Below are 21,965 nucleotides of genomic sequence, written 5' to 3' on the forward strand. Positions count from 1 at the left end.
CTGTTTCGTCCGGCGGAGAATTGCGGCAGCGGTTCCATCTGTCCACCCAATAAAATAAGGCTCGGCGAGATTTCGCCAAAGCGCGCTTGAGCGCCCGCCGCGCACCCAAGACTTGAAGCGCGCCGCCGCAAAGCTTAGAGAACATCCGAAACCAGAGGAAAGTGACGATGCTGGACCTGACTTACACGTCCCCCAAGCCCAAGGTAATCGCCGGGGCAAAATACGACTGGGAATTGGTGATCGGCCTAGAGGTACATGCCCAGGTCGCGACCAATGCCAAGCTGTTCTCGGGGGCGTCGACGGGTTTTGGCGCCGAACCCAACAGCCATGTCGCCTTTGTGGACGCCGGCATGCCCGGGATGCTGCCGGTCATCAACGAGGAGTGTATCGCGCAGGCCGTTCGTACCGGCCTTGGCCTGAAAGCCGCGATCAACCTGCGCTCGGCCTTTGACCGCAAGAACTATTTCTATCCCGACCTGCCGCAAGGCTATCAAATCTCGCAGCTTTACCATCCTATCGTGGGCGAAGGCGAAGTGCTGGTCGAGATGGGCGCAGGCGTGGCGCGCCGCGTGCGGATTGAACGTATCCACTTGGAACAGGACGCGGGCAAGTCGATCCACGACATGGACCCGCATATGTCCTTTGTCGATCTGAACCGCACCGGCGTTGCGCTGATGGAAATCGTCAGCCGCCCCGATATTCGTGGCCCCGAGGAGGCTGCGGCCTATGTCGGCAAGCTGCGCCAGATCATGCGTTACTTAGGCACCTGTGATGGCAATATGCAAAACGGCAACCTGCGCGCGGATGTGAACGTCTCGGTCTGCCGCCCCGGAGCCTATGAGAAATTCGCAGAGACCGGCGATTTTAGCTATCTTGGCACGCGCTGCGAGCTGAAGAACATGAACTCGATGCGCTTTATCCAACAAGGCATCGAATACGAGGCGCGTCGCCAGATCGCCATTTTGGAAGACGGCGGCACGATCGACCAAGAGACCCGTCTTTACGATCCCGAAAAGGGCGAGACGCGTTCGATGCGTTCCAAGGAAGAGGCGCATGATTACCGCTACTTCCCCGATCCCGACCTGCTGCCCCTCGAGATCGAACAGGCCTGGGTCGATGATATCGCCGCCCACCTGCCCGAGCTGCCCGACGCCAAAAAAGCCCGCTTTATGGCTGATTTCGGCCTGACGGAATATGACGCCAGCGTCCTGACCGCCGAGGCCGAGAATGCCGCCTATTTCGAGGAAGTCGCGCAGGGCCGTGATGGCAAGCTGTCGGCGAACTGGGTCATCAACGAGCTGTTCGGTCGTCTGAAAAAAGACAGCCGCGAGATCGGTGACAGCCCGGTCTCACCCGCGCAGCTGGGTGGCATCGTGGCGCTGATCGCATCGGGTGATATCTCGGGCAAGATCGGTAAAGACCTGTTCGAGATCATCTATACCGAAGGCGGCGACCCCGCCGAGATCGTGGAATCGCGCGGTATGCGGCAGGTCACCGACTTTGGCGCGATTGAAACCGCTGTCGACGACGTGATCGCGGCGAACCCCGCGCAGGTTGAAAAAGCCAAGGCTAACCCCAAATTGGCAGGGTGGTTTGTTGGGCAGGTGATGAAATCCACGGGCGGCAAGGCAAACCCTGCTGCGGTGAACGATATCGTTGCCAAGAAACTGGGCCTCTAACACACGCCCGCCAAGGAGGAACCAGAATGAGCTTTGAATACCGCGTGATCCCTGCTCCGCGCCGCGCTGAAAAGTATCGCGGCGCAAAGACCACCGAAGATCGCTTCACCCGCACCATCGAGGGGCTGATGAACGAGATGGCGGTGGATGGCTGGGAATATCAGCGTGCCGACAGCCTGCCTTGCGAAGAACGGCGCGGGCTGACGGGCCACACGACGGTCTATCAAACGATTCTGGTCTTTCGCCGCGCTGTTGCGGAAGCTGCAACGCCGGTCGCCGTGGCGCCTGCGCCAATTGTCGCAGCCGCGCCGCCCGTCCCCGCCGTCAAGGCCGCAGCAGCACCCGCAGCCCCACCTGCAGTGCCGCGCGTTGCCCCGGCGGAACCTGCGGCGGCCCCTGCGATGGTTGCCAGCAAGACCGAGGAACCGCGCCTGAGCGGCGGGCCGAAACTGCCGCCGCTCAAGGCCGATTGATCAGTCGAGATTGAGTGACAGGGCGTGAATTTTGCCCATAACATCGGCGCCAAGGGCGGTATGAACCGCCCGATGGCGTTGAATGCGCGACATGTCAGCCAGTGTTTCGGCCTTCATATCCACAATCCAATGCGACTCGCCGCCATCTTGGTAACCGGCGTGACCGCGATGGCGTTCGCTGTCGTCGGTGACCTGCAAATGCGAGGGCGCAAAGGCCTCTTCCAGGCGGTGGCGGATTTTCTCAGCCATTGTCATATTTTTTCCCGATCCTCTTCAATTCTCTGCCGCTTCATTTAAACTCTCGCCCTCGAGTCGGGAAGGCACGCAGCGTCGGAAAGGCAGGCACCATGAAAAACGACCCCTTTGGTTTTGATATTTCAGTATCGTCCGCCAAAAAGAAAAATCCGCGCACCAGACGCGGGATGACAGGCGCGGTCGAAACATCGACCCGCAATTGCGACAAGCCGGGCTGCGAGGCACACGGCCAATTCCGTGCGCCCAAATCGCCCGATACGCTGGATGACTTTTGGTGGTTCTGCAAAGACCACGTCCGCGAATATAACCTGAAGTGGAACTTCTTCGAAGGCGTCCCCGAGACCGAGCTGCAAGACCAGATCGACAAGGAAAAGGCCTGGGGCCCGACCAAACCCTTTGGCAAGCGCACCGATGAACAACGCGCCTGGGCGCGCCTCGGTGTCGAGGATGCCCATCAGGTGCTGGGCGACAACGCCACCCGCAACCATGGCCGCGCCGGCCCCGAGGGCGGCCGCCGCCGCCTGCCCCCGACCGAGCGCCGCGCCATCGAAGTGCTGGAAGTCAGCGAAAACGCCACCAAGCCCGAGATTCGCAAAGCCTATAAGGCGCTGATCAAACTGCTGCACCCCGATATGAACGGCGGTGATCGCAGCCAAGAGGAACAACTGCAGCAGGTCGTTTGGGCCTGGGAGCAGGTGAAAGACAGCCGCAGCTTCCGCGACGAATAGGCGCGTTTGCTGAAAGCGCAGGCAAGCCGCCCTGACCGGCTTGCACATGGCGCGTGGATCATCCACTAGTTCAGGGATAAATTACTGGGGAAGATCATGGCGACGAATAGTGTCAAACCGACCGAGGAAGTCTCGGTCCGTGAGGTTTTCGGCATCGACACCGATATGCGTGTAAAGGCTTTTGCCGAAGCAACCGACCGCGTGCCCGCCATCGATCCAACCTATAAGTTCGACCCCGACACCACTTTGGCCATTCTGGCCGGCTTTGCCTATAACCGCCGCGTCATGGTGCAGGGCTATCACGGTACGGGTAAATCGACCCATATCGAACAGGTGGCCGCCCGCCTGAACTGGCCGACCGTGCGTGTGAACCTGGATAGCCACATCAGCCGGATCGACTTGATCGGCAAGGATGCGATCAAGCTGAAAGACGGCGTGCAGGTGACCGAGTTCCAAGAGGGCATCCTGCCTTGGGCCCTGCGCAACAATGTCGCCATCGTATTCGACGAATATGACGCGGGTCGCCCCGATGTGATGTTCGTGATCCAGCGCATTTTGGAAACCGACGGCAAGCTGACGCTGCTCGATCAAAACGCGATCATCGACCCGCATCCCTATTTCCGCATTTTTGCGACCGCGAACACCGTGGGCCTTGGCGATACCACCGGCCTCTACCACGGCACGCAGCAGATCAACCAAGCGCAGATGGACCGTTGGTCGCTGGTCGCTACGCTGAACTACCTCAGCCACGATGCCGAAACCGCCATCGTCTTGGCCAAGAACCCGCATTACAACACGGCGGAGGGCCGCAAGCATATCAGCCAGATGGTTGCGCTGGCCGACCTGACGCGCAAGGCGTTCATCAATGGCGAATTGTCGACCGTCATGAGCCCGCGCACCGTGCTGGCCTGGGCGCAAAATGCCGAGATCTTCCGCTCGATCGGTTATGCGTTCCGCCTGACCTTCTTGAACAAATGTGACGAGCTCGAGCGTCAGACCGTTGCCGAATTCTATCAGCGCTGTTTTGCCGAAGAGCTTCCCGAAAGCGCCGTGTCGAACGCGATCAAGTAAACAAAAAAACCCCGCCAAACGGCGGGGTTTTTCTTTGGGCTTATGGCCCGGAAAATTAGGCTTTGGCAGCTTTGGTGGCGTTTGCCCACCAGACCAGATCGTCAAAGGTTGCGGTGACCGAACCGGCCAGCACGGGTGCAACTTCCGACATGTCGGCGTTTTGGCCGCCCAGCGGGTGCACTTTGAAGAATTCGGTGCCGCCCAGATGGATACCGTTACGGACGGGAACCATTTGCAGTTCGACCGCGATGTTGCGCAGGTGCTCGGCGGCGCGGGCAGCGCCCAGCGAGCCGTAACCAAAGACGGCGGCAGGCTTGCGGGCCCATTCAACGTAAGCTTGGTCCAGAGCGTTCTTCAGCGCGCCGGTGATCGAGCGGTTGTATTCGGCCGTCACGAACAGATAGCCGTCGAATTCAGCGATTTTCTTTTGCCATGCGACAGCGTGTGCGTCCGACGAGGGAACCCATGCGTTCGAGGCCACTTCGTTGAACAGCGGCAGGTCGAAATCGCGCAGGTCAACCAGCTCGGCTTCGAAATCGTCGCGGGCTTGCGCTTGTTCCAGGATCCACTGGGCGGGCTTGTCGGCAAAGCGCGATTCGCGGGTTTGACCGATGATGATGGCAATTTTCGGGAGGGACATGGCGGTTTCCATTGGTTTGTCAGTTTCGATTGGTTACCATAAAAGCGAACACTGTGACGCGCGCAAGAAGGCACGATTATGCAACCAGATTACCATGACGAAACCAGTGGCTGCCTTAGGGTCAGTGAAATGCTGGGCCGGATCGCCAATAAATGGACGCTTTTGATCGTGCGCGAACTGGGTGACGGCCCCAAACGCTTTAACGCGCTGCGCCGGGACATCGGCGATATTTCGCAAAAAATGTTGTCCAGCACGCTGAAAACACTGGAACGTGATGGCATCATTATCCGCGATGTGACCCCCACGACGCCCCCGCAGGTGGAATACAGTCTGACGCCGCTGGGACGCGATATGCAGGCGCCGGTGAATGCGCTAGCGGAATGGGCGATGCGCAATGCGGATACAATGGATGCATCGCGCAATCGTTTTGACATGCGCAACCACGCGTAAGCGCGCCAGCCTCTTGCCCATGCGCGCGCGTGGTGCTTTACCAATGGTATGACACATCCGACTGACAACCCCGCAGATCCGTTCAAGAAAGCCTTGGCCGAGGCGACACGCGTCATGGCTGACGATCCCGATCTGTCGGTCAGCTTCTCGCTGGACCCACCGGGGCTGTCTGGCGATGCGATGCGCCTGCCGCAGGTCAGTCGCCGCCTGACCAAGGATGAGGTGCTGCTTGCACGCGGCACGGCTGACGGTCTGGCGCTGCGCCACCGCTATCACGACGCGGGCGTGGCCGCCCGCTATGCCCCCCAAGGCGCTCTGGCGCGCGAGCTTTATGATGCGATGGAATCGGCGCGGGTCGAGGCGCTGGGTGCCCGCTTCATGCCTGGCACCGCCGATAACATCGACGCCCGTATCGCCAACGAGGCGCAGCGCAAAGGCTATGCCCAGATCCGCAGCCAGCAAGAGGCGCCCCTCGCCGTGGCCGCCGGTTATCTGGTGCGCCAGCTTGCCACCGGCCGCCCGCTGCCCGAGGGTGCCAGCAATGTGCTGGATCTGTGGCGCGGCTTTATCGAGAATCAATGCGGCAATCGTCTGGATCAGATCGATGCGCTGCTGGACGACCAACAGGCCTTTGCCCGCTTTGCCCGTCAGGTGATCGGTGATCTGGGTTATGCCGATCAGCTGGGCGATGACCCCGACGCCGAAGACCCCGATGCCGAGGATGATGCCTCCGACGAGGTCGAAGAGCAGTCGCCCGAATCCCCCGGCAACGAGGAGGACGAGCAAGAAGACCAGGACAGCTCGCCCGAACGTGCGCAGGACGAACAGCAAGATCAAAGCGAGGCGCAGGTCTCGACCGATCAAGAAGACGATGCCGAGGATGTCGAAGAGCAGGAGATGTCGGACGCCGACACCCCGCCCGAGCCGCCCGCCCCCGCGCCCTATTCCGACGCCGATCCGACCTATAAGGTCTATACGACCGCCTATGACGAGATCGTTTCCGCCGAAGAGCTGGCCGAAGCGGCCGAGCTGGAGCGTCTGCGCGCCTATCTGGACCAGCAGCTCGACCCGCTCAAAGGTGCGGTCAGCCGCCTTGCGAACAAGCTGCAACGCCGTCTGATGGCGCAGCAGAACCGCAGTTGGCAGTTCGACCGCGAGGAAGGCATCTTGGACGCCGCCCGCCTTGCGCGCGTGGTGGCGAACCCGACCCTGCCCTTGTCCTTCAAGGTCGAAAAAGACACCGAATTCCGCGACACCTGCGTGACGCTGGTGCTGGACAACTCGGGCTCGATGCGCGGGCGGCCGATCTCCATCGCGGCGATCTGCGCCGATGTGCTGGCCCGCACGCTCGAGCGGTCGGGCGTCAAGGTCGAGATCCTCGGCTTTACCACCCGCGCCTGGAAGGGCGGCCAATCGCGCGAAGCCTGGCTGGCCGAGGGTCGCCCGCAATTGCCGGGCCGCCTGAACGATCTGCGCCACATCATTTACAAGGCCGCCGACGCCCCGTGGCGCCGCGCCAAGGCGAACCTTGGCCTGATGATGAAAGAGGGGCTGCTGAAAGAAAACATCGACGGCGAGGCGCTGGAATGGGCGCATCGTCGTCTCGGCGCCCGCCCCGAAGCGCGCAAGATTATGATGGTGATCTCGGACGGCGCGCCGGTGGACGATTCGACGCTGTCGGCGAACCCCTCGACCTTCCTCGAAAAACATCTGCGCGACGTGATCGCGATGATCGAAAAACGCAAACAGGTCGAACTGATCGCCATCGGGATCGGCCATGATGTAACGCGCTATTACCAACATGCGGTGACGATTACAGACGTCGACCAGTTGGCGGGCGCGATGACGGAACAATTGGCCGCACTTTTTGAGGCGGACCCGCGCAAGCGGGCCCGCGCGATGGCCAATCGCAGATAGGAAGACCCATGTTTCAAAGCTTTACCGTAGCCTCGCGTCCCGAACAGGGCCCGCCGCGCTTGGCCGCTCTGCGCGCCCAGATGCAGGCCAAGCAGGTTGATGCCTTTCTGGTGCCGCGCGCCGATGCGTGGCAGGGCGAATATGTCGCGCCTTGCGATGCGCGCCTTGGATGGCTGACGGGCTTTACCGGATCGGCGGGCTTTGCCGCCGTCACCGCGACCGAGGCGGGTGTCTTCATCGACGGCCGCTATCGCCTGCAGGTGCGCAATCAGGTCGCCGATGTTTTCACCCCCGTCCACTGGCCCGAAGTGCAACTGGCCGATTGGCTGGGCGAGCGGCTGAATGCCGGTCAGGTGCTGGCCTATGATCCGTGGCTGCATACGGCGTCCGAGGTCGAGGGGCTGCGCAATCACTTTACCCCGCTGGGGATCGAGATGCATCCGCTGGAAAATCTGGTGGATGCGATCTGGGACGACCGCCCCGCCGCGCCTGATGCGCCGTTCTTTGCCCATCCGATCGAATTTGCAGGCGTGCCGCATGGCGAAAAGCGCGCAGCGCTTGCCGCCGATCTGCAAAAGCGCAAGGTCGATGCTGTCGTGATCACCCTGCCCGATTCCATCGCTTGGCTGCTGAATATCCGCGGCAATGACGTGGTGCATAATCCTGTGCCGCAGGCGTTTTTGATCCTGAACGCAGGCGGCGGCGCGACGCTGTTCGCGCGCACCGGCAAGGTCGATGACATCCGCGACCATCTGGGGGCCGATATCGCGATTGCCGAACAAGCGGCTTTCCTGCCCGCGCTGGCCGACCTTGAAGGTCGCATCCAGATCGACCCGAAATCCGCGCCCGATATCGTCGCCAGTACGCTGACTGCCGCCGGTGCCGAGATTATCGCCGCGATGGACCCCTGCCTGTTGCCCAAAGCCTGTAAAAACCCGGTCGAGATCGAGGGGATGCGCGCCGCACATATCCGCGACGCTGCGGCCGTGGTGAACTTTCTGGCCTGGGTTGATGCCGAAGCGCCCAAAGGCGGCCTGACCGAGATCAGCGTGACCGAACGGCTGGAACAGTTCCGCAGCGCCAGCAATGCGCTGAAAGAGATCAGCTTTGACACGATTGCAGGCGCTGGCCCCAATGGCGCCATCATGCATTACCGCGTCGATGAAAACAGCAACCGCCCCGTCAAGATGAACGAGCTGCTGCTGGTTGATTCGGGTGCGCAATATGCGGATGGCACGACCGACATCACCCGCACGGTTGTCATCGGCAATGCGCCCGATGATTCCGCCGAAAACTACACCCGCGTGCTGCAAGGGCTGATCGCCATCAGCCGTGCCCGCTTTCCGCGCGGCGTCGCTGGGATGCATCTGGATGCGCTCGCGCGTTTCCCACTTTGGATGGCTGGCCGCGATTTCGACCATGGGACCGGCCACGGTGTGGGCGCCTATCTGTCGGTGCATGAGGGGCCGCAGCGCCTGTCGCGCATCTCGGATATTGCCCTGCGCGAAGGCATGATCTTGTCGAATGAGCCGGGCTATTATCGCCCCGGCTCTTACGGGATTCGCCTTGAAAACCTGATCGTGACGGTGAAAGCGCCGGTGCTTGCCGGGGCGGATGATCGCGATATGCTGGCGTTCGAGACACTGACCTTTGTACCGTTCGACCGCCGTCTGATCATCACCGCCATGCTGTCCCCGGACGAGGCCGCATGGATCGACGCCTATCACGTCAAGGTCTTGCACGATATCGGGCCGCGCGTCGCGGGCGATACCGCGAAATGGTTAACACAGGCCTGCGCGCCACTGTGATGGCATAAAGCTTTAATCTAGCCGCTGTATGGCATATACAGCCCCAAATTTAACCCGCAGACCCCAAGACGGGAACATGAGGAAGATATGAGCGATAAGACCTCTCACGATAGCGACGTCACCTTCATCCGTGCTCTGGCCGAGCTGCTGCGCGAGAACGATCTGACCGAGCTGGAGGTCATGCGCGAATACGGTGAGGATAGCACCCTCAACGTCCGTGTCAGCCGCCAGACCCAAACCATCGTTCAGGCCGCGCCGACCCAGGTCATGGCCGCCCCTGTCGCCGCAGCGCCCGCCGCTGTTGCTGTCGCCGCCCCCGCAGCCGATCCGGCCAGCCATCCAGGCACAGTGAAATCGCCGATGGTCGGCACCGCCTATTTGCAGCCGGAACCGGGCGTCGCGGCCTTTGTCAGCGTCGGATCGACCGTGAAAGAAGGCGATACGCTGCTGATCATCGAAGCGATGAAGACCATGAACCAGATCCCCGCGCCGCGCGCCGGCAAGATCACTAAAATTCTGGTGCAAGATGGCCAGCCCGTCGAATACGGCGCGCCTTTGGTCATCATCGAGTAAGGCGGCGCTATGTTCGATAAGATCCTTATCGCCAACCGGGGCGAGATTGCCCTGCGCGTGATCCGCGCCGCGCGCGAGATGGGCATCGCCACAGTGGCTGTCCATTCGACCGCCGATTCCGATGCCATGCATGTGCGCATGGCGGATGAGGCGATCTGCATCGGCCCGCCGTCCTCGTCGCAAAGCTATCTGTCGTTCCCGGCAATCATCGCCGCCTGCGAGATCAGCGGCGCACAGGCGATCCATCCCGGCTATGGCTTTTTGTCCGAGAATGCGAATTTCGTGCAGGTCGTCGAAGACCACGGCCTGACGTTCATTGGCCCGCGCGCGGAACACATCCGTATCATGGGCGACAAGATCACCGCCAAGGATACGATGAAGGCGCTGGGCGTGCCCTGCGTGCCCGGCTCGGACGGCGGCGTGCCGACGGTCGAGGATGCGCGCCGTGTCGCGGCCGAGATCGGCTATCCGGTCATCATCAAAGCCACCGCCGGTGGCGGCGGTCGCGGCATGAAAGTGGCGCAGGACGCGACCGAGATTGATCGTGCCTTCCAGACCGCGCGTTCCGAGGCGAAAGCCGCCTTTGGCAATGACGAAGTCTATATCGAGAAATACCTGACCACGCCCCGCCACATCGAAATTCAGGTGTTTGGCGACGGCAAGGGCAAGGCTGTGCATCTGGGCGAGCGTGACTGCTCGCTGCAGCGCCGTCACCAAAAGGTGCTGGAAGAGGCCCCCGGCCCCGTCATCACCGCCGAGGAGCGCGCCCGTATCGGTAAGACCTGTGCCGATGCTGTCGCCAAGATCGGGTATACGGGCGCGGGCACCATCGAATTCCTTTATGAGAAGGGCGAGTTCTATTTCATCGAAATGAACACGCGCCTGCAGGTGGAGCACCCGGTGACCGAGGCCATCTTTGGCGTCGATCTGGTGCGCGAGCAAATCCGCGTTGCTTCGGGCCTGCCCCTGTCGTTCGAACAGGACGATCTGCAGATTAACGGCCATGCGATCGAAGTCCGGATCAACGCGGAAAAAGTGCCCGCCTTCACGCCCTGCCCGGGCAAGATTACGGCCTATCACGCGCCCGGCGGTCTGGGTGTACGGATGGATTCGGCGATTTATACCGGCTATTCCGTGCCGCCCTATTATGACAGCCTGATCGCCAAGCTGATCGTGCATGGCCGCGACCGCGACGAGGCTCTGGCCCGCCTGCAACGCGCCTTGGGCGAGATGATCATCGATGGCGTGGACACCACCACCCCGCTGTTCACCGCGCTGCTGAATGATCCGCAGATCAAGGCTGGGGATTACAATATCCACTGGCTGGAAAACTGGCTGAAAGCCTACGCAAGCTAAGACATGGCCGCCTTAACACCTGTCGACGTTCTGGCGGCCTATCGGTTCGGGATATTCCCGATGTCGCATTTGCGGGAAGACCCAGAGCTGTTCTGGGTCGACCCCGACATGCGGGGGCTTTTGCCCATTGGCGGCCTGCATATCTCGCGCAGCCTCGCCCGCCGTATGCGCAGCGGCCTTTACCATGTCACCTTCGATACGGCCTTTGACCTGGTGATGGAGGGCTGCGCGGATCGTTCTGAGACCTGGATCAACCCCGAGATCTTTCGCCTGTATAAAGGCCTGCGCGATATCGGCCACGCCCATTCGGTCGAGGTTTGGCAAGGCGATACGCTGGTCGGGGGCTGTTACGGCGTCGCGATCGGCGGGGCGTTTTTTGGGGAAAGCATGTTCTCGCGCGCAACCGACGCGTCCAAGGTCGCGCTGGCCTATCTGATTGATCGCCTGCGCCGCAGCGGGTTCACCCTATTTGATACACAATTCCTGACGCCGCATCTGGCGTCGCTTGGGGGGTATGAACTGCCGCGCCACAGTTATCGCCTGCGCCTGCAAGCCGCGACGGCGCAATGCGTGGAATTCGCGGTGGGGCCTGCGCCCACGGCTTATGATGTGATACAGCTTAACGGCCAGACGTCGTAACGCGCATTGTCAAAGGCGCTGACGGCAGGGGATGAGGCGATCATCCACCCCATAAAGACCGGCTCGAGATTACCCTCGAATTGCAGGGTGATCATCTGAAACGCATCGCCCATCGGGTTATCGGTGGGGAAACGGCATTCGCCGAGGGTCACCACCAGACGGCCCACCGTGGCGCTTTGGCCATTGGTCAGCTCGAGATCAGTGACCGAGCCATTGAGCTTGTCCAGCACGCGCACAGTGCCGCCGGGGGCGGATGTCGCAGCCTCTTGTGCAGCGGCGGCGACTGGCAGCAAGCAGGCCGCCAGAATAACAGATGTAAGTTTACGCACCTTGAACCTTATTCGCACCCTCGGGGTCCCAGGCCTCGTAATCTTGGCGCTGGACGGGGGCTTTGCGCAGGATAGATCCTGCGGGCAGATAAATCCCATCAGTGCCGGTCGGGTTCGCCACGGTGGGCAGACCCGCAAGTTCGGCGCTGGGGATTTCATTGGTGCTGTGATGCAGCCAGCCGTGCCAGGCGGGGGGGATGCGGCTTGCGTCATTCTCGCCCGTGTAGACGACCCAACGACGCTCGCCCGCGCGGTCGGTGTAATAGAAGTTACCCTGCCCGTCCGCGCCCACTTTGACGCCGCGGCGCCAAGTAAACAGTTGCGTGCCCAGTGTGCGTCCATCCCACCAGGTGAACAGACGCGATACAGTTTTCAGTATGCCCATCTTTCCCCCTATCCCGCACCGCCTCAGCTTGCCGAGGCGGCCGGTTTCTTTTCTTCCGCATGGATTTGCAGGGGCTTGGCACCGTGCAAAACAGCATCTTCGTTGACGACAACTTCCGAAACAGTCTCGAGGCCGGGCAGCTCGAACATCGTGTCGAGCAAGATGCCCTCCATGATCGAGCGAAGGCCGCGTGCGCCAGTCTTACGCTCGATCGCTTTGGAGGCAATGGCCTTTAGCGCATCTTCGGTAAAGGTCAGCTTCACAGCTTCGATATCGAACAGGCGCTGGTATTGTTTGACCAGCGCGTTTTTCGGCTCGGTCAGGATCTGGATCAGCGCATCGACGTCCAGATCGGTCAGCGTTGCGATCACAGGCAGACGGCCGACAAACTCGGGGATCAGGCCGAATTTCAGCAGATCCTCAGGCTCGAGTTCCATGAACAGCTCGCCCACGCCGCGCTCGTCCACTTCGCGGACATTGGCGTTAAAGCCCATGCCTTGGCCCTTGGAACGCTGCGCGATGATCCGCTCGAGACCAGCAAAGGCGCCGCCACAGATGAACAGGATGTTGGTCGTGTCGACTTGCAGGAATTCTTGCTGCGGATGTTTGCGGCCCCCTTGGGGCGGAACGCTGGCAACCGTGCCTTCCATGATCTTCAGCAGCGCTTGCTGCACACCCTCGCCCGAGACGTCGCGCGTGATCGAAGGGTTGTCGGATTTGCGCGTGATCTTGTCGACTTCGTCGATATAGACAATGCCGCGCTGCGCACGCTCGACGTTATATTCGCTGGCCTGCAGCAATTTCAGGATGATGTTTTCGACATCCTCACCGACATAACCCGCCTCGGTCAGCGTGGTGGCATCGGCCATGGTAAAGGGCACATCCAAAATGCGCGCCAGCGTCTGCGCCAGCAGCGTCTTGCCCGAGCCTGTCGGCCCGATCAGCAGGATGTTCGACTTTGCCAGCTCGATCTCGTTATTCGATTTCGCGGCGTGGTTCAGGCGCTTGTAATGGTTATGCACGGCGACGGACAAAACGCGCTTTGCATGCACCTGACCAATGACGTAATCATCCAAAACCGCGCAGATCTCGCGCGGCGTGGGCACGCCATCTTTTACTTTCAGCGAGCCGGACTTCGTTTCCTCGCGAATGATGTCCATGCACAGCTCGACACATTCGTCACAAATGAAAACGGTTGGGCCCGCGATCAGCTTGCGCACCTCGTGCTGGCTCTTGCCGCAAAAGCTGCAATAGAGGGTATTTTTGCTGTCGCTGCCGGATGTGCTCGCCATCTTGCTCCTCTGGCCCTCGCCACGTTTGGGCGGGAATGTGACCCGCTTATGAAACGTAGGACAGGCCTCTCCCGTCTACAATGCCAAATTCTACACGCCCCGTCCTTTCCTTGGGGCATGATGACCGGGCGGCACCACGCCGCCCAGCCAGTCACTTATTTTTCAGGCGTCTCGCCGCGCTTTTCCAAAATCTCGTCGATCAGGCCGAACTCTTTGGCCTCTTCGGCGGATTTGAAATTGTCGCGCTCAAGTGCAGCCTCGACCGCCTCATAGCTTTGGCCGGTGTGCTTGACGTAAATCTCGTTCAGGCGGCGCTTCAGCTTTTCGCTTTCGCGGGCGTGGATCATGATATCGGTCACCTGCCCTTGGAACCCGCCCGAGGGCTGGTGCACCATGACACGGCTGTTGGGCAGCGAATAACGCATACCGGCCTCGCCTGCGGCCAACAAAAGCGACCCCATCGAGGCCGCCTGCCCGATGACCAGTGTCGATACTTTGGGGCGAATATATTGCATCGTATCGTAAATCGACAGACCAGATGTCACAACACCGCCGGGGCTGTTGATATACATCGAGATTTCTTTCTTGGGGTTTTCAGCCTCAAGGTGCAGCAGCTGCGCCACGATCAGCTGGCTCATACCATCTTCGACAACACCGCTGACGAAAATGATCCGCTCTTTCAGCAAGCGCGAAAAGATGTCGTAGGCGCGTTCACCCCGGCTGGTCTGCTCGACCACCATCGGGACAAGGTTCATGTAGGTTTCAACGGGATCGCGCATCTGCCCTGCTTTCTAACTAGAGGGGCGTGGCGGGCCCCTTGGTGATGTCTTGAATCAATTTGTAGTGGCGCAAGCGGGCAGCTTCAAGCCTTGGCGCCAAATGGCTGATCTCCGCCGATGGCGCGGCAAAATCCATCGCGCTTTTGTGATGCCCCTGTTGCAACGGCGCAAATACCCCCCATATCGTAATCATAAGCGACGTTATTTGCGCAGGGCGCGGGACGCTAATCCCCCGTCCACGTTCAGAAAAAGGAGCATTAAAATGGCGACCACTGAAAAGACAACCGCAGAAAAGCAAGCCGAGAAAACCATCTCTGATCTGCAAGAACAGATTGCTGCACTGAAGACGGAAATGGGCCGCATCACCGAGAATTTCGCAGAAGCTGGTAAAGATGCTGCCAGCCGTCTGAGCGATCGGGCACAAGATGCGGTGAAAACCGCCCGCACCCGCGCCAAGGATATTGCCTCCGACGTTGAGGATCAGGCCCATATTCAGGCTGAGCGTATCAAAGACGGCGCGCAGCGCGGCTATGAGCAAGCCGGTGAATTCATCAGCCGTCAACCCGCGACAGCGGTTGGCCTTGCCGCCGGGCTTGGCTTCCTGCTGGGCGTTCTGATGAACCGCCGCTGATGTTTTCAAAGCTGGAGGCCCGTATCGAGGCCGTGACCCGGCGCAGCTTGCTGGCCTTTTTAGCGGTCATCAGCATTCTGGTGGGCCTTGCCTTTTTGACGGTCGCGGGTTGGATCGCGATTGCAGATATGGCAAGCCCGCTGGTCGCGGCGCTGGTTCTGGCGGCGGTCTGGGTGATCGGTGGCGGCGTGTTCTTGCTGATGTCCAGTAATGACAAACCAGCAGAGCCTGCCCCGCCCCCGGCACCGGCTGTCGATCCGACGATGGCGATTATTTCGGCATTTCTGTCAGGGTTCACGGCCGGCAATGGCCGCCATGCTGACCGGGATCGCGACGAATAAAAATGTGGCGCGGGCGTGTTAGATCACGGCCGCGCCGCGCCGCGCTGCGATCTCTGCATTGAGCGCGCCCCCCAGCAGCACCAGAAATGCGCTGATATACAGCCACATCATCAGCGCAATCACCGCCCCGATCGAGCCGTAGACCTCGTTATAATTGCCAAAGTTCCCGACATAGAGCGAGAACAGGTAGCTGACCCCCAGCCACAGAACCAAGACGATCACCGATCCCGGCGTGATCCAGCTGAATCTGAGGCCGCGCCGCCGCGACGGGCCATACCGATACAGCAGCCCCAGCGCGATCAGCACCGAAGTCAGCATGACAACCCAACGCATGAATTCCAGCAGTGTCGCGACATTGCCCGGTGGTTGAAAGATCAGCACGATGATCGGCACCAGGATCGTCACCAGCAGTCCAACCATTGTGATGCCGACCATGGCAATCGTCATCAGCATCGCCACCATGATATGGACAAAGCCATTGCGCGATCCGGTGCCTTGGACAGCGTTCAGCCCCTCGGCCAGCGCGCCGACGCCGGCGCGCGCCGACCATAGGGCAACGCCGGTCGATACGATGGTCGCCCAGCCCAGCGTGCGCGGACCGGGCTCGACCAGGCGAGTCACCTGATCGGCGACCAATTCATAGGCACCGGGCGGCAGAAAATCATGCGCCAAAATCAACTGGTTCTGCACGACCATCGGATCTGCCAGCAGACCAAATAGCGCGATCAGCGCCGTCAGCGCCGGAAAAAGGCCAAAGACCCCCCAAAAGGCCACCCCGGCCGCGATCAGGCCCACACGCTCGGCCGCGCCGCGATTCCACACGTCCCATATAAAGATATAGGCATAGCGGATGGGTGCTGGCACAAGTTTCGCAAGCTGGTTCACGCGGGGTCCCCCGGGGTTATTAGACGGCTGCTCTTCCTTCAGTCGGCGCAAAAGGCACAGATTTCAACCCCTGTTGGCGCCGAGGCGCCCAGAACGCCCGGGCAGATCGGGCAAATCATTGACAAAGCACCACGCAAAACAGCAAGTTAGTTTTGTAATTGCAACCCACTGCGGGCTAGGCCTGTGGGCATCGACGGAACGCCGAAATTGGCAATCACCACACAGATTACTTCTCCTATTACCGGCCAAAAACCGGGCACCAGCGGCCTGCGCAAACAGACCACGGTCTTTATGCAGCCGCATTATCTGGAAAATTACGTCCAGGCTATTTTTGACGGAATCGGCGGCGTTCAGGGCAAAACATTGGTCCTGGGCGGCGACGGGCGCTTTTTCAACGACACCGCATCTGCCACCATTTTGCGTATGGCAGCGGCAAACGGCGCGAAACATGTGATCGTAGGGCGCAATGCGCTGCTATCGACACCCGCCGCCTCGCATCTGATCCGTAAAAACGGCGCGGATGGCGGCTTGATCCTGTCGGCCAGCCATAACCCTGGCGGCGAGGATGGCGATTTCGGACTAAAGTTCAATTCGGCCAATGGCGGCCCGGCTGCCGAAAGCATCACCGATGCGATCTATGAAGCCAGCAAAACGATCAGCCAATATCTGATCTCGGATCAACCGGCGCCCGCACTGGATACGGACGGCACCTATATGCTGGACGGGATGGTGGTCGAGGTGATCGACCCCGTCACCGATTACGCCGCGCTGATGGAAACGCTGTTTGATTTCAACGCGATCCGCAGCCTGTTCGCCAGCGGTTTCCGCATCAAATTCGACGCCATGCATGCCGCCACCGGCCCCTATGCGCGCGAGATTTTCGTGAACCGCCTGGGCGCTACGGGCGATAGCGTCATCAATGACACGCCGCTGCCGGACTTTGGCGGCGGGCACCCCGATCCGAACCCGATCTGGGCGTCGGAACTGGTCGCCATCATGTCCGCCCCCGATGCGCCTGATTTTGGCGCAGCCAGTGACGGCGACGGCGACCGCAATATGATCATGGGGCGCGGGCTATACGTCTCGCCCTCGGACAGCCTTGCCCTGCTGGCGGCGCAAATGCATCTGGCCCCGGCCTATAAGGACGGGCTGAAGGGGATCGCGCGGTCGATGCCGACCTCGGCGGCGGCGGATCGCGTCGCTGTGGCCAAAGGCGTATGCAGCTTTGAGACGCCAACGGGCTGGAAGTTCTTTGGCAACCTGCTGGACAGCGACATGGTCTCGATCTGCGGCGAGGAAAGCGCCGGTACCGGATCGAACCACGTCCGCGAGAAAGACGGCCTTTGGGCCGTACTGCTGTGGCTGAACATTCTGGCGGTCAGCGGCAAATCGGTCACCGCGCTGATGCAGGACCACTGGGCAACCTATGGCCGCGACTACTACACCCGCCACGATTACGAGAATATCGAGACCGAGCGCGCGAATGCCGTGTTCAACGGCCTGCGCGATCGTCTGGCGGATCTGCCCGGCCAGACCTTTGGCGGGCTGAAGGTCGAGCGTGCGGATGAATTCAACTATGACGATCCGGTTGACCAATCCCATAGTGCCCAACAGGGCCTGCGTGTCTTCTTTAACGATGGTGCCCGCGCGGTGCTGCGCCTGTCCGGCACCGGAACTGTTGGCGCGACGCTGCGCCTCTATCTGGAACAGCCCGAGCCGAACCTGCAGCGTCAGGCCGAAGATCCGCAAGCCGCCCTTGCCCGCGTCATTGCGGCGGCTGGCGAAGTCACCCAGATCGCCGCGCTGACCGGGCGCGACGCGCCTGATGTGATCAGCTAAACAAAACATGCCGGCGGCGCGCAATGCGCCGCCGGTTCGACCGCAAGTCACGCATTGGCAAGCCCGTTTTCTTGCGCCATTGCTCGGTGTGGCGGCAAGGATTAGAGTGATCTTGTCCTGACACGAAATGTTAGTGGATGGCATGGATGCGTTGTTTCTTATTTCTGCAAGGCCCGCACGGCCCCTTTTTTGCCGCCATGGGACGGATGCTGGAAAGCGCCGGTGCCTCGGTTTGCCGCGTCGGATTCAACGCTGGGGACGAGGCGTTTTGGCGCAATAAGACCAATTACATCCCCTTCACCGACAAGATCGAGGCATGGCCCGCGCGGCTGCGCGAGCTGATCGCCGATCGCGGCATCACCGATATCGTGCTCTATGGCGACACCCGTCCCATCCATGCCGAAGCGGTCACCTGCGCCAAAGAGCTGGGCCTGCGCTTGCATGTGTTCGAGGAGGGTTACCTGCGGCCATGGTGGGCCACCTACGAACGTGATGGATCGAATGGCCATTCGCGCCTGATGGATATTTCACTGGCGCAGATGCAGGGCGCGCTCGCCCGTCGCGAAAACGAAGTGACCGAGGCCCCCGCTCACTGGGGCGACATGCGCGAGCATGTGTTCTATGGCGCGCTTTATCACTGGTATTTGTCCGTCGGCAGCCGTCGCTATCCCCATTTTCAGCGCCACCGCGAGCTATCCCCCCTGCAAGAAGCTTATTTCTATACAAGGCGCATGGTGACGACCCCGATCATTGCGGTGGACCGCCATATCAAAACACGTCGTGTTAAAGAGGGCGGCTTCCCCTATCACCTTGTCCTGATGCAACTCGAGCATGATTCCAGTTTTCAGATGCACTCGCCCTTTCGCAAGATGGAAGAGTTTCTGGACGTCGTGCTGCAAGGTTTTGCCAAAGGCGCACCGCGTCACCACCATATTGTTTTCAAAGCCCATCCGTTAGAGATGGGCCGTCGCCCCTATGCGGCAATCCTGAAAAAGCTGTCGGATCAATATGGGTTGGCAGGACGCATCCATTACGTCAGCGGCGGCAAGCTGGGCGGGCTGCTGGATCACGCGAAAACCGCTGTGACGGTGAACTCGACCGCTGGGCAACAGGCCCTGTGGCGAGGGCTGCCGCTGAAACTGTTCGGCACGGCGATCTATGACAAGCCGGGTTTGGTGTCGCAGCAGGATATCGTCGATTTCTTTGGCAATCCGCAGCGCCCTGATGGCCGGGCCTATCGTGACTACCGGGCGTTTTTGCTGGAAACCAGCCAGGTGCCCGGCGGTTTCTATTCCCGCCGCGCCCGCCATCAGTTGATGCGCCGCGTTGTGGACCAAGTGCTGGCCGACACCGACCCCTACGAGGCCAGCCTGTCGCGGATTGGTGAGGCCAGCTTGCGCCTCGTGAAATGAGGCTGCGCTACTTTAATCTGGGTTTTTTGCGTCAACCTCGGGTGCGGCGGATCATGCAGCTTGCGGGCTATGACCTGCGGCTCGGCTGGCCAAGTGGCACAGATGGCGTCGTGGTCTGGGGCCAGCGCCCGGTCAGCGCACGCGGCCGCTGGGTCGCCCGCCGCAGCAGCGCCCCGCTGATCACTGTCGAAGATGCGTTTTTACGATCCGTTCTGACAGGTCGCGCGGGCGAGCCGCCGCAGGGCTTGCTGATTGACCCGCTGGGCCTTTATTACGACCCCAGCCAGCCGTCGACGCTGGAAAACCTGCTGAGCACCGTGACCCTGACCGCGGACGAGGAGGCGCGCGCTGCCCGTCTGATCGCGCGATTGAACCGGCTGCAACTCTCGAAATACAACGCAACGCTGGATGACCTGCCGCCCCCCGCGCCCGGCTATGTGCTGATCGTGGATCAAACGGCGGGCGATGCGTCGGTGCGCGCCAGCGGCGGCGATCGCGCGGCGTTTTTGGCGATGTTGCAGGCCGCGCGCGATGAAAATCCGGGCGCGCGCATCCTGATCCGCAGCCACCCCGAAACCACCGCCGGTCAGCGCGGCGGCCATTTCCGCGCCGATGACCTGCTGCGCGGCGAGGCGTTCATCGACGCGCCCTATCCGCCGCAGATGCTGCTTTCGGGGGCTGCGCAGGTCTATACGCTCTCGTCACAACTGGGGTTCGAGGCGATCTTGAACGGCCGGCGCCCGGCCGTCTTTGGACAGCCCTTTTACGCGGGTTGGGGCCTTAGCGACGACCGCAGCCCGCCGCCGCGGCGCGGGCGGGCGCTGTCCGTGACGCAGCTTTTCACCGCTGCGATGATCCAGTTCCCCAAATGGTATGATCCCCATACCGACCAATTGTGCGAGATCGAAACCGTCATCGATAATCTAGAGGCGCAGCGCCGCGCCTGGCGCGAGGACCGCATGGGCTGGCTTGCGCTGGGGATGCGGCTGTGGAAACGCGGGCCGCTGCAACGCGCTTTCGGTCGCTATCGCGGCATACGGTTCAAACCGCCTGCGGGCGCCCGCCGCGTTATGGTCTGGGCCAATCGCTATCAACCTGAAATGGGCGATGCCGTGCGGGTCGAAGATGGGTTTTTACGTTCGCGCGGCCTCGGCGCCGAGCTGGTTCCGCCAGCGTCATTGGTGCTGGATGATCTGGGAATTTACTACGACCCTACCCGGCCCTCGCGGTTGGAAACACTGATCGAGGCTGCGATCACGCCCGATGATCATGCCCGCGCGACTGCGCTGATTGCCACGCTGAACGCGAGCGGCATCAGCAAATACAACCTTGGCAATAGCGCGCTGCCCGATCTGCCGCCTGGGCGGCGCATTCTGGTGCCCGGACAGGTCGAGGACGATGCCTCGATCCGCCTTGGCGCGGGTGATATCCGCACGAACGCGGGTCTGCTGCGTGCGGTGCGCGCCGCAAATCCAGATGCCGTGATCCTGTGGAAACCACATCCCGATGTCGAGGCGGGACTGCGTCCCGGCGCGGTCGCCGATCCCGATGCGGATGTGATCTTGCGCGGCGTCGATGCGGCAGTGGCGATCAGCGCAGCGGATGAGGTCTGGACGATGACCTCGACCCTCGGGTTCGAGGCTTTGCTGCGCGGCAAGGCTGTGACCTGTTATGGCGCGCCATTTTATGCGGGCTGGGGGCTGACACAGGATCTGGGCAGCGTGCCCGCGCGGCGCAGCGCGCGACCCGATCTTGCGACACTCGCCCATGCCGTCCTGATCGCCTATCCGCGCTATTTTCACCCCAAATCCGGTCTGCCCTGCCCGCCCGAGGCTATCGCGGCATGGCTGCAATCGGGCGCGCCGCAAAAACGCAGCCCCTTCAACCGGCTACTGGCCAAAGTGCAAGGCGCACTGGCCAGCTTTGCCTGGATCTGGCGTTAGTCTTCCTTTTTCGTGTCAGGGCGCAGTTCGGCCATGAATTTGTCGAAATCATCAACAGCCTGAAAGTTTCTGTATACACTGGCAAAGCGCACATAGGCGACGGTATCGAGACGCGCTAAGGTCTCCATCACAATCTCGCCGATCTGTTTGGACGACACCTCGGCATCCCCCATGCTTTCCAGCCGCCGCACGATGCCCGAAATCATCTGATCGACACGTTCGGCGTCCGACACCCGTTTTTGCAGCGCGATTTTCACCGACCGCTCTAGCTTGGTGCGGTCAAAATCCTCGCGCCGACCATTGGATTTCAGCACGGTCAGATCGCGCAATTGCACGCGTTCATAGGTGGTAAAGCGGCCCGCACAGGCGGCGCAAAAGCGGCGACGGCGAATGGCGACATGATCTTCGGCCGGGCGTGAATCCTTGACCTGTGTATCGACGTTTCCGCAAAACGGGCAGCGCATCCTGTCTATGACCTCTCGTCCGGCGACTTATCCACAGGCGCGACTATAGCAGGCAAACCCCGCTTGGATAGAGGGA

General features: G+C 61.1%; 23 protein-coding genes. 15 read left to right on the forward strand and 8 right to left on the reverse strand.

Annotation, left to right across the window (positions count from 1 at the left end; genetic code table 11):
• Positions 1-167 precede the first annotated feature (167 nt).
• Both gatB and KVU_RS06310 read left to right on the forward strand, forming a co-directional pair.
• Complete coding sequence (gene gatB / locus KVU_RS06305; RefSeq protein ID WP_013384510.1) at positions 168-1,679, forward strand: Asp-tRNA(Asn)/Glu-tRNA(Gln) amidotransferase subunit GatB; 1,512 nt, start codon at positions 168-170, stop codon at positions 1,677-1,679.
• 26 nt (positions 1,680-1,705) lie between these two features.
• Positions 1,706-2,152: a cell division protein FtsZ gene (locus KVU_RS06310; protein WP_013384511.1), complete on the forward strand. Its 447-nt coding sequence runs from the start codon at positions 1,706-1,708 to the stop codon at positions 2,150-2,152.
• Here KVU_RS06310 and KVU_RS06315 read toward each other — a convergent pair whose 3' ends face one another.
• A complete protein-coding gene (locus tag KVU_RS06315) occupies positions 2,153-2,407 on the reverse strand; it encodes a BolA family protein (protein ID WP_013384512.1) in 255 nt (84 codons plus the stop codon).
• Positions 2,408-2,499: 92 nt separating this feature from the next.
• Here KVU_RS06315 and KVU_RS06320 point away from each other — a divergent pair, with 92 nt between their 5' ends.
• The gene (locus KVU_RS06320; protein ID WP_013384513.1) at positions 2,500-3,135 is read left to right on the forward strand and encodes a J domain-containing protein; all 636 of its coding nucleotides are present in this window, start codon (positions 2,500-2,502) and stop codon (positions 3,133-3,135) included.
• Positions 3,136-3,231: 96 nt separating this feature from the next.
• Positions 3,232-4,206, forward strand: coding sequence for a cobaltochelatase subunit CobS (cobS, locus tag KVU_RS06325; protein WP_014537786.1), 975 nt, complete (start codon positions 3,232-3,234; stop codon positions 4,204-4,206).
• Between the two features lie 55 nt (positions 4,207-4,261).
• Here cobS and KVU_RS06330 read toward each other — a convergent pair whose 3' ends face one another.
• A complete protein-coding gene (locus KVU_RS06330) occupies positions 4,262-4,846 on the reverse strand; it encodes an NADPH-dependent FMN reductase (protein ID WP_236953051.1) in 585 nt (194 codons plus the stop codon).
• A 78-nt stretch (positions 4,847-4,924) separates the two neighbouring features.
• On the opposite strand from KVU_RS06330, the gene KVU_RS06335 reads away from it, so the two are divergent.
• From KVU_RS06335 to aat, 6 genes are all read left to right on the forward strand, one after another.
• The gene (locus tag KVU_RS06335; protein ID WP_013384516.1) at positions 4,925-5,296 is read left to right on the forward strand and encodes a winged helix-turn-helix transcriptional regulator; all 372 of its coding nucleotides are present in this window, start codon (positions 4,925-4,927) and stop codon (positions 5,294-5,296) included.
• A gap of 48 nt (positions 5,297-5,344) precedes the next feature.
• Positions 5,345-7,213 carry a cobaltochelatase subunit CobT gene (cobT, locus tag KVU_RS06340; RefSeq protein WP_013384517.1) on the forward strand — a complete coding sequence of 623 codons (1,869 nt, stop codon included), beginning with the start codon at positions 5,345-5,347 and terminating at the stop codon, positions 7,211-7,213.
• An 8-nt stretch (positions 7,214-7,221) separates the two neighbouring features.
• Positions 7,222-9,021 (forward strand): aminopeptidase P family protein, encoded by a 1,800-nt coding sequence (locus KVU_RS06345; protein ID WP_014537787.1) that lies wholly within the window; start codon positions 7,222-7,224, stop codon positions 9,019-9,021.
• An 87-nt stretch (positions 9,022-9,108) separates the two neighbouring features.
• Entirely contained in the window at positions 9,109-9,594 is a 486-nt protein-coding gene (accB, locus tag KVU_RS06350; protein WP_013384520.1) for an acetyl-CoA carboxylase biotin carboxyl carrier protein, read from the forward strand.
• Between the two features lie 9 nt (positions 9,595-9,603).
• Positions 9,604-10,950, forward strand: coding sequence for an acetyl-CoA carboxylase biotin carboxylase subunit (gene accC / locus KVU_RS06355; RefSeq protein ID WP_014537788.1), 1,347 nt, complete (start codon positions 9,604-9,606; stop codon positions 10,948-10,950).
• Between the two features lie 3 nt (positions 10,951-10,953).
• Positions 10,954-11,589, forward strand: a complete 636-nt coding sequence (aat, locus tag KVU_RS06360; RefSeq protein ID WP_013384521.1) for a leucyl/phenylalanyl-tRNA--protein transferase — start codon at positions 10,954-10,956, stop codon at positions 11,587-11,589.
• Here aat and KVU_RS06365 read toward each other — a convergent pair.
• The 4 genes from KVU_RS06365 to KVU_RS06380 all read right to left on the reverse strand — a co-directional run bounded on the left by KVU_RS06365 (position 11,553) and on the right by KVU_RS06380 (position 14,374).
• Positions 11,553-11,918, reverse strand: a complete 366-nt coding sequence (locus KVU_RS06365; protein ID WP_013384522.1) for a DUF2155 domain-containing protein — start codon at positions 11,916-11,918, stop codon at positions 11,553-11,555. The two genes, aat and KVU_RS06365, sit on opposite strands and share 37 nt — an antisense overlap.
• On the reverse strand, positions 11,911-12,303 hold the full coding sequence (locus tag KVU_RS06370; RefSeq protein ID WP_013384523.1) for an NADH:ubiquinone oxidoreductase subunit NDUFA12: 393 nt from the start codon (positions 12,301-12,303) through the stop codon (positions 11,911-11,913). Before KVU_RS06370 ends, KVU_RS06365 begins: the two co-directional genes overlap by 8 nt.
• 23 nt (positions 12,304-12,326) lie before the next feature.
• Positions 12,327-13,595, reverse strand: a complete 1,269-nt coding sequence (gene clpX, locus KVU_RS06375; RefSeq protein ID WP_013384524.1) for an ATP-dependent Clp protease ATP-binding subunit ClpX — start codon at positions 13,593-13,595, stop codon at positions 12,327-12,329.
• 155 nt (positions 13,596-13,750) lie between these two features.
• Complete coding sequence (locus KVU_RS06380) at positions 13,751-14,374, reverse strand: ATP-dependent Clp protease proteolytic subunit (protein ID WP_013384525.1); 624 nt, start codon at positions 14,372-14,374, stop codon at positions 13,751-13,753.
• A 262-nt stretch (positions 14,375-14,636) separates the two neighbouring features.
• Between KVU_RS06380 and KVU_RS06385 the strand changes: the two genes are divergently transcribed.
• Together KVU_RS06385 and KVU_RS06390 are read left to right on the forward strand one after the other, a co-directional pair.
• Positions 14,637-15,005, forward strand: coding sequence for an ElaB/YgaM/YqjD family protein (locus KVU_RS06385; RefSeq protein ID WP_013384527.1), 369 nt, complete (start codon positions 14,637-14,639; stop codon positions 15,003-15,005).
• Positions 15,005-15,346 (forward strand): phage holin family protein, encoded by a 342-nt coding sequence (locus KVU_RS06390; RefSeq protein ID WP_013384528.1) that lies wholly within the window; start codon positions 15,005-15,007, stop codon positions 15,344-15,346. Before KVU_RS06385 ends, KVU_RS06390 begins: the two co-directional genes overlap by 1 nt.
• Before the next feature lie 18 nt (positions 15,347-15,364).
• Here KVU_RS06390 and KVU_RS06395 read toward each other — a convergent pair whose 3' ends face one another.
• A complete protein-coding gene (locus tag KVU_RS06395) occupies positions 15,365-16,231 on the reverse strand; it encodes a YihY/virulence factor BrkB family protein (RefSeq protein WP_013384529.1) in 867 nt (288 codons plus the stop codon).
• 207 nt (positions 16,232-16,438) lie between these two features.
• Here KVU_RS06395 and KVU_RS06400 point away from each other — a divergent pair, with 207 nt between their 5' ends.
• The 3 genes from KVU_RS06400 to KVU_RS06410 all read left to right on the forward strand — a co-directional run bounded on the left by KVU_RS06400 (position 16,439) and on the right by KVU_RS06410 (position 21,425).
• Positions 16,439-18,070, forward strand: coding sequence for an alpha-D-glucose phosphate-specific phosphoglucomutase (locus KVU_RS06400; protein ID WP_013384530.1), 1,632 nt, complete (start codon positions 16,439-16,441; stop codon positions 18,068-18,070).
• A gap of 137 nt (positions 18,071-18,207) precedes the next feature.
• Positions 18,208-19,482, forward strand: a complete 1,275-nt coding sequence (locus KVU_RS06405) for a capsule polysaccharide biogenesis protein (protein WP_014537790.1) — start codon at positions 18,208-18,210, stop codon at positions 19,480-19,482.
• Entirely contained in the window at positions 19,479-21,425 is a 1,947-nt protein-coding gene (locus KVU_RS06410; protein ID WP_014537791.1) for a capsule polysaccharide biogenesis protein, read from the forward strand. Before KVU_RS06405 ends, KVU_RS06410 begins: the two co-directional genes overlap by 4 nt.
• Here the strand turns inward: KVU_RS06410 and nrdR are convergent.
• Positions 21,422-21,889: a transcriptional regulator NrdR gene (nrdR, locus tag KVU_RS06415; protein ID WP_013384534.1), complete on the reverse strand. Its 468-nt coding sequence runs from the start codon at positions 21,887-21,889 to the stop codon at positions 21,422-21,424. The genes KVU_RS06410 and nrdR overlap by 4 nt on opposite strands.
• Between the last annotated feature and the right edge of the window lie 76 nt (positions 21,890-21,965).

It is taken from the genome of Ketogulonicigenium vulgare WSH-001 (genome assembly GCF_000223375.1).
In the GTDB taxonomy this organism is placed as follows: Bacteria; Pseudomonadota; Alphaproteobacteria; order Rhodobacterales; family Rhodobacteraceae; genus Ketogulonicigenium; species Ketogulonicigenium vulgare.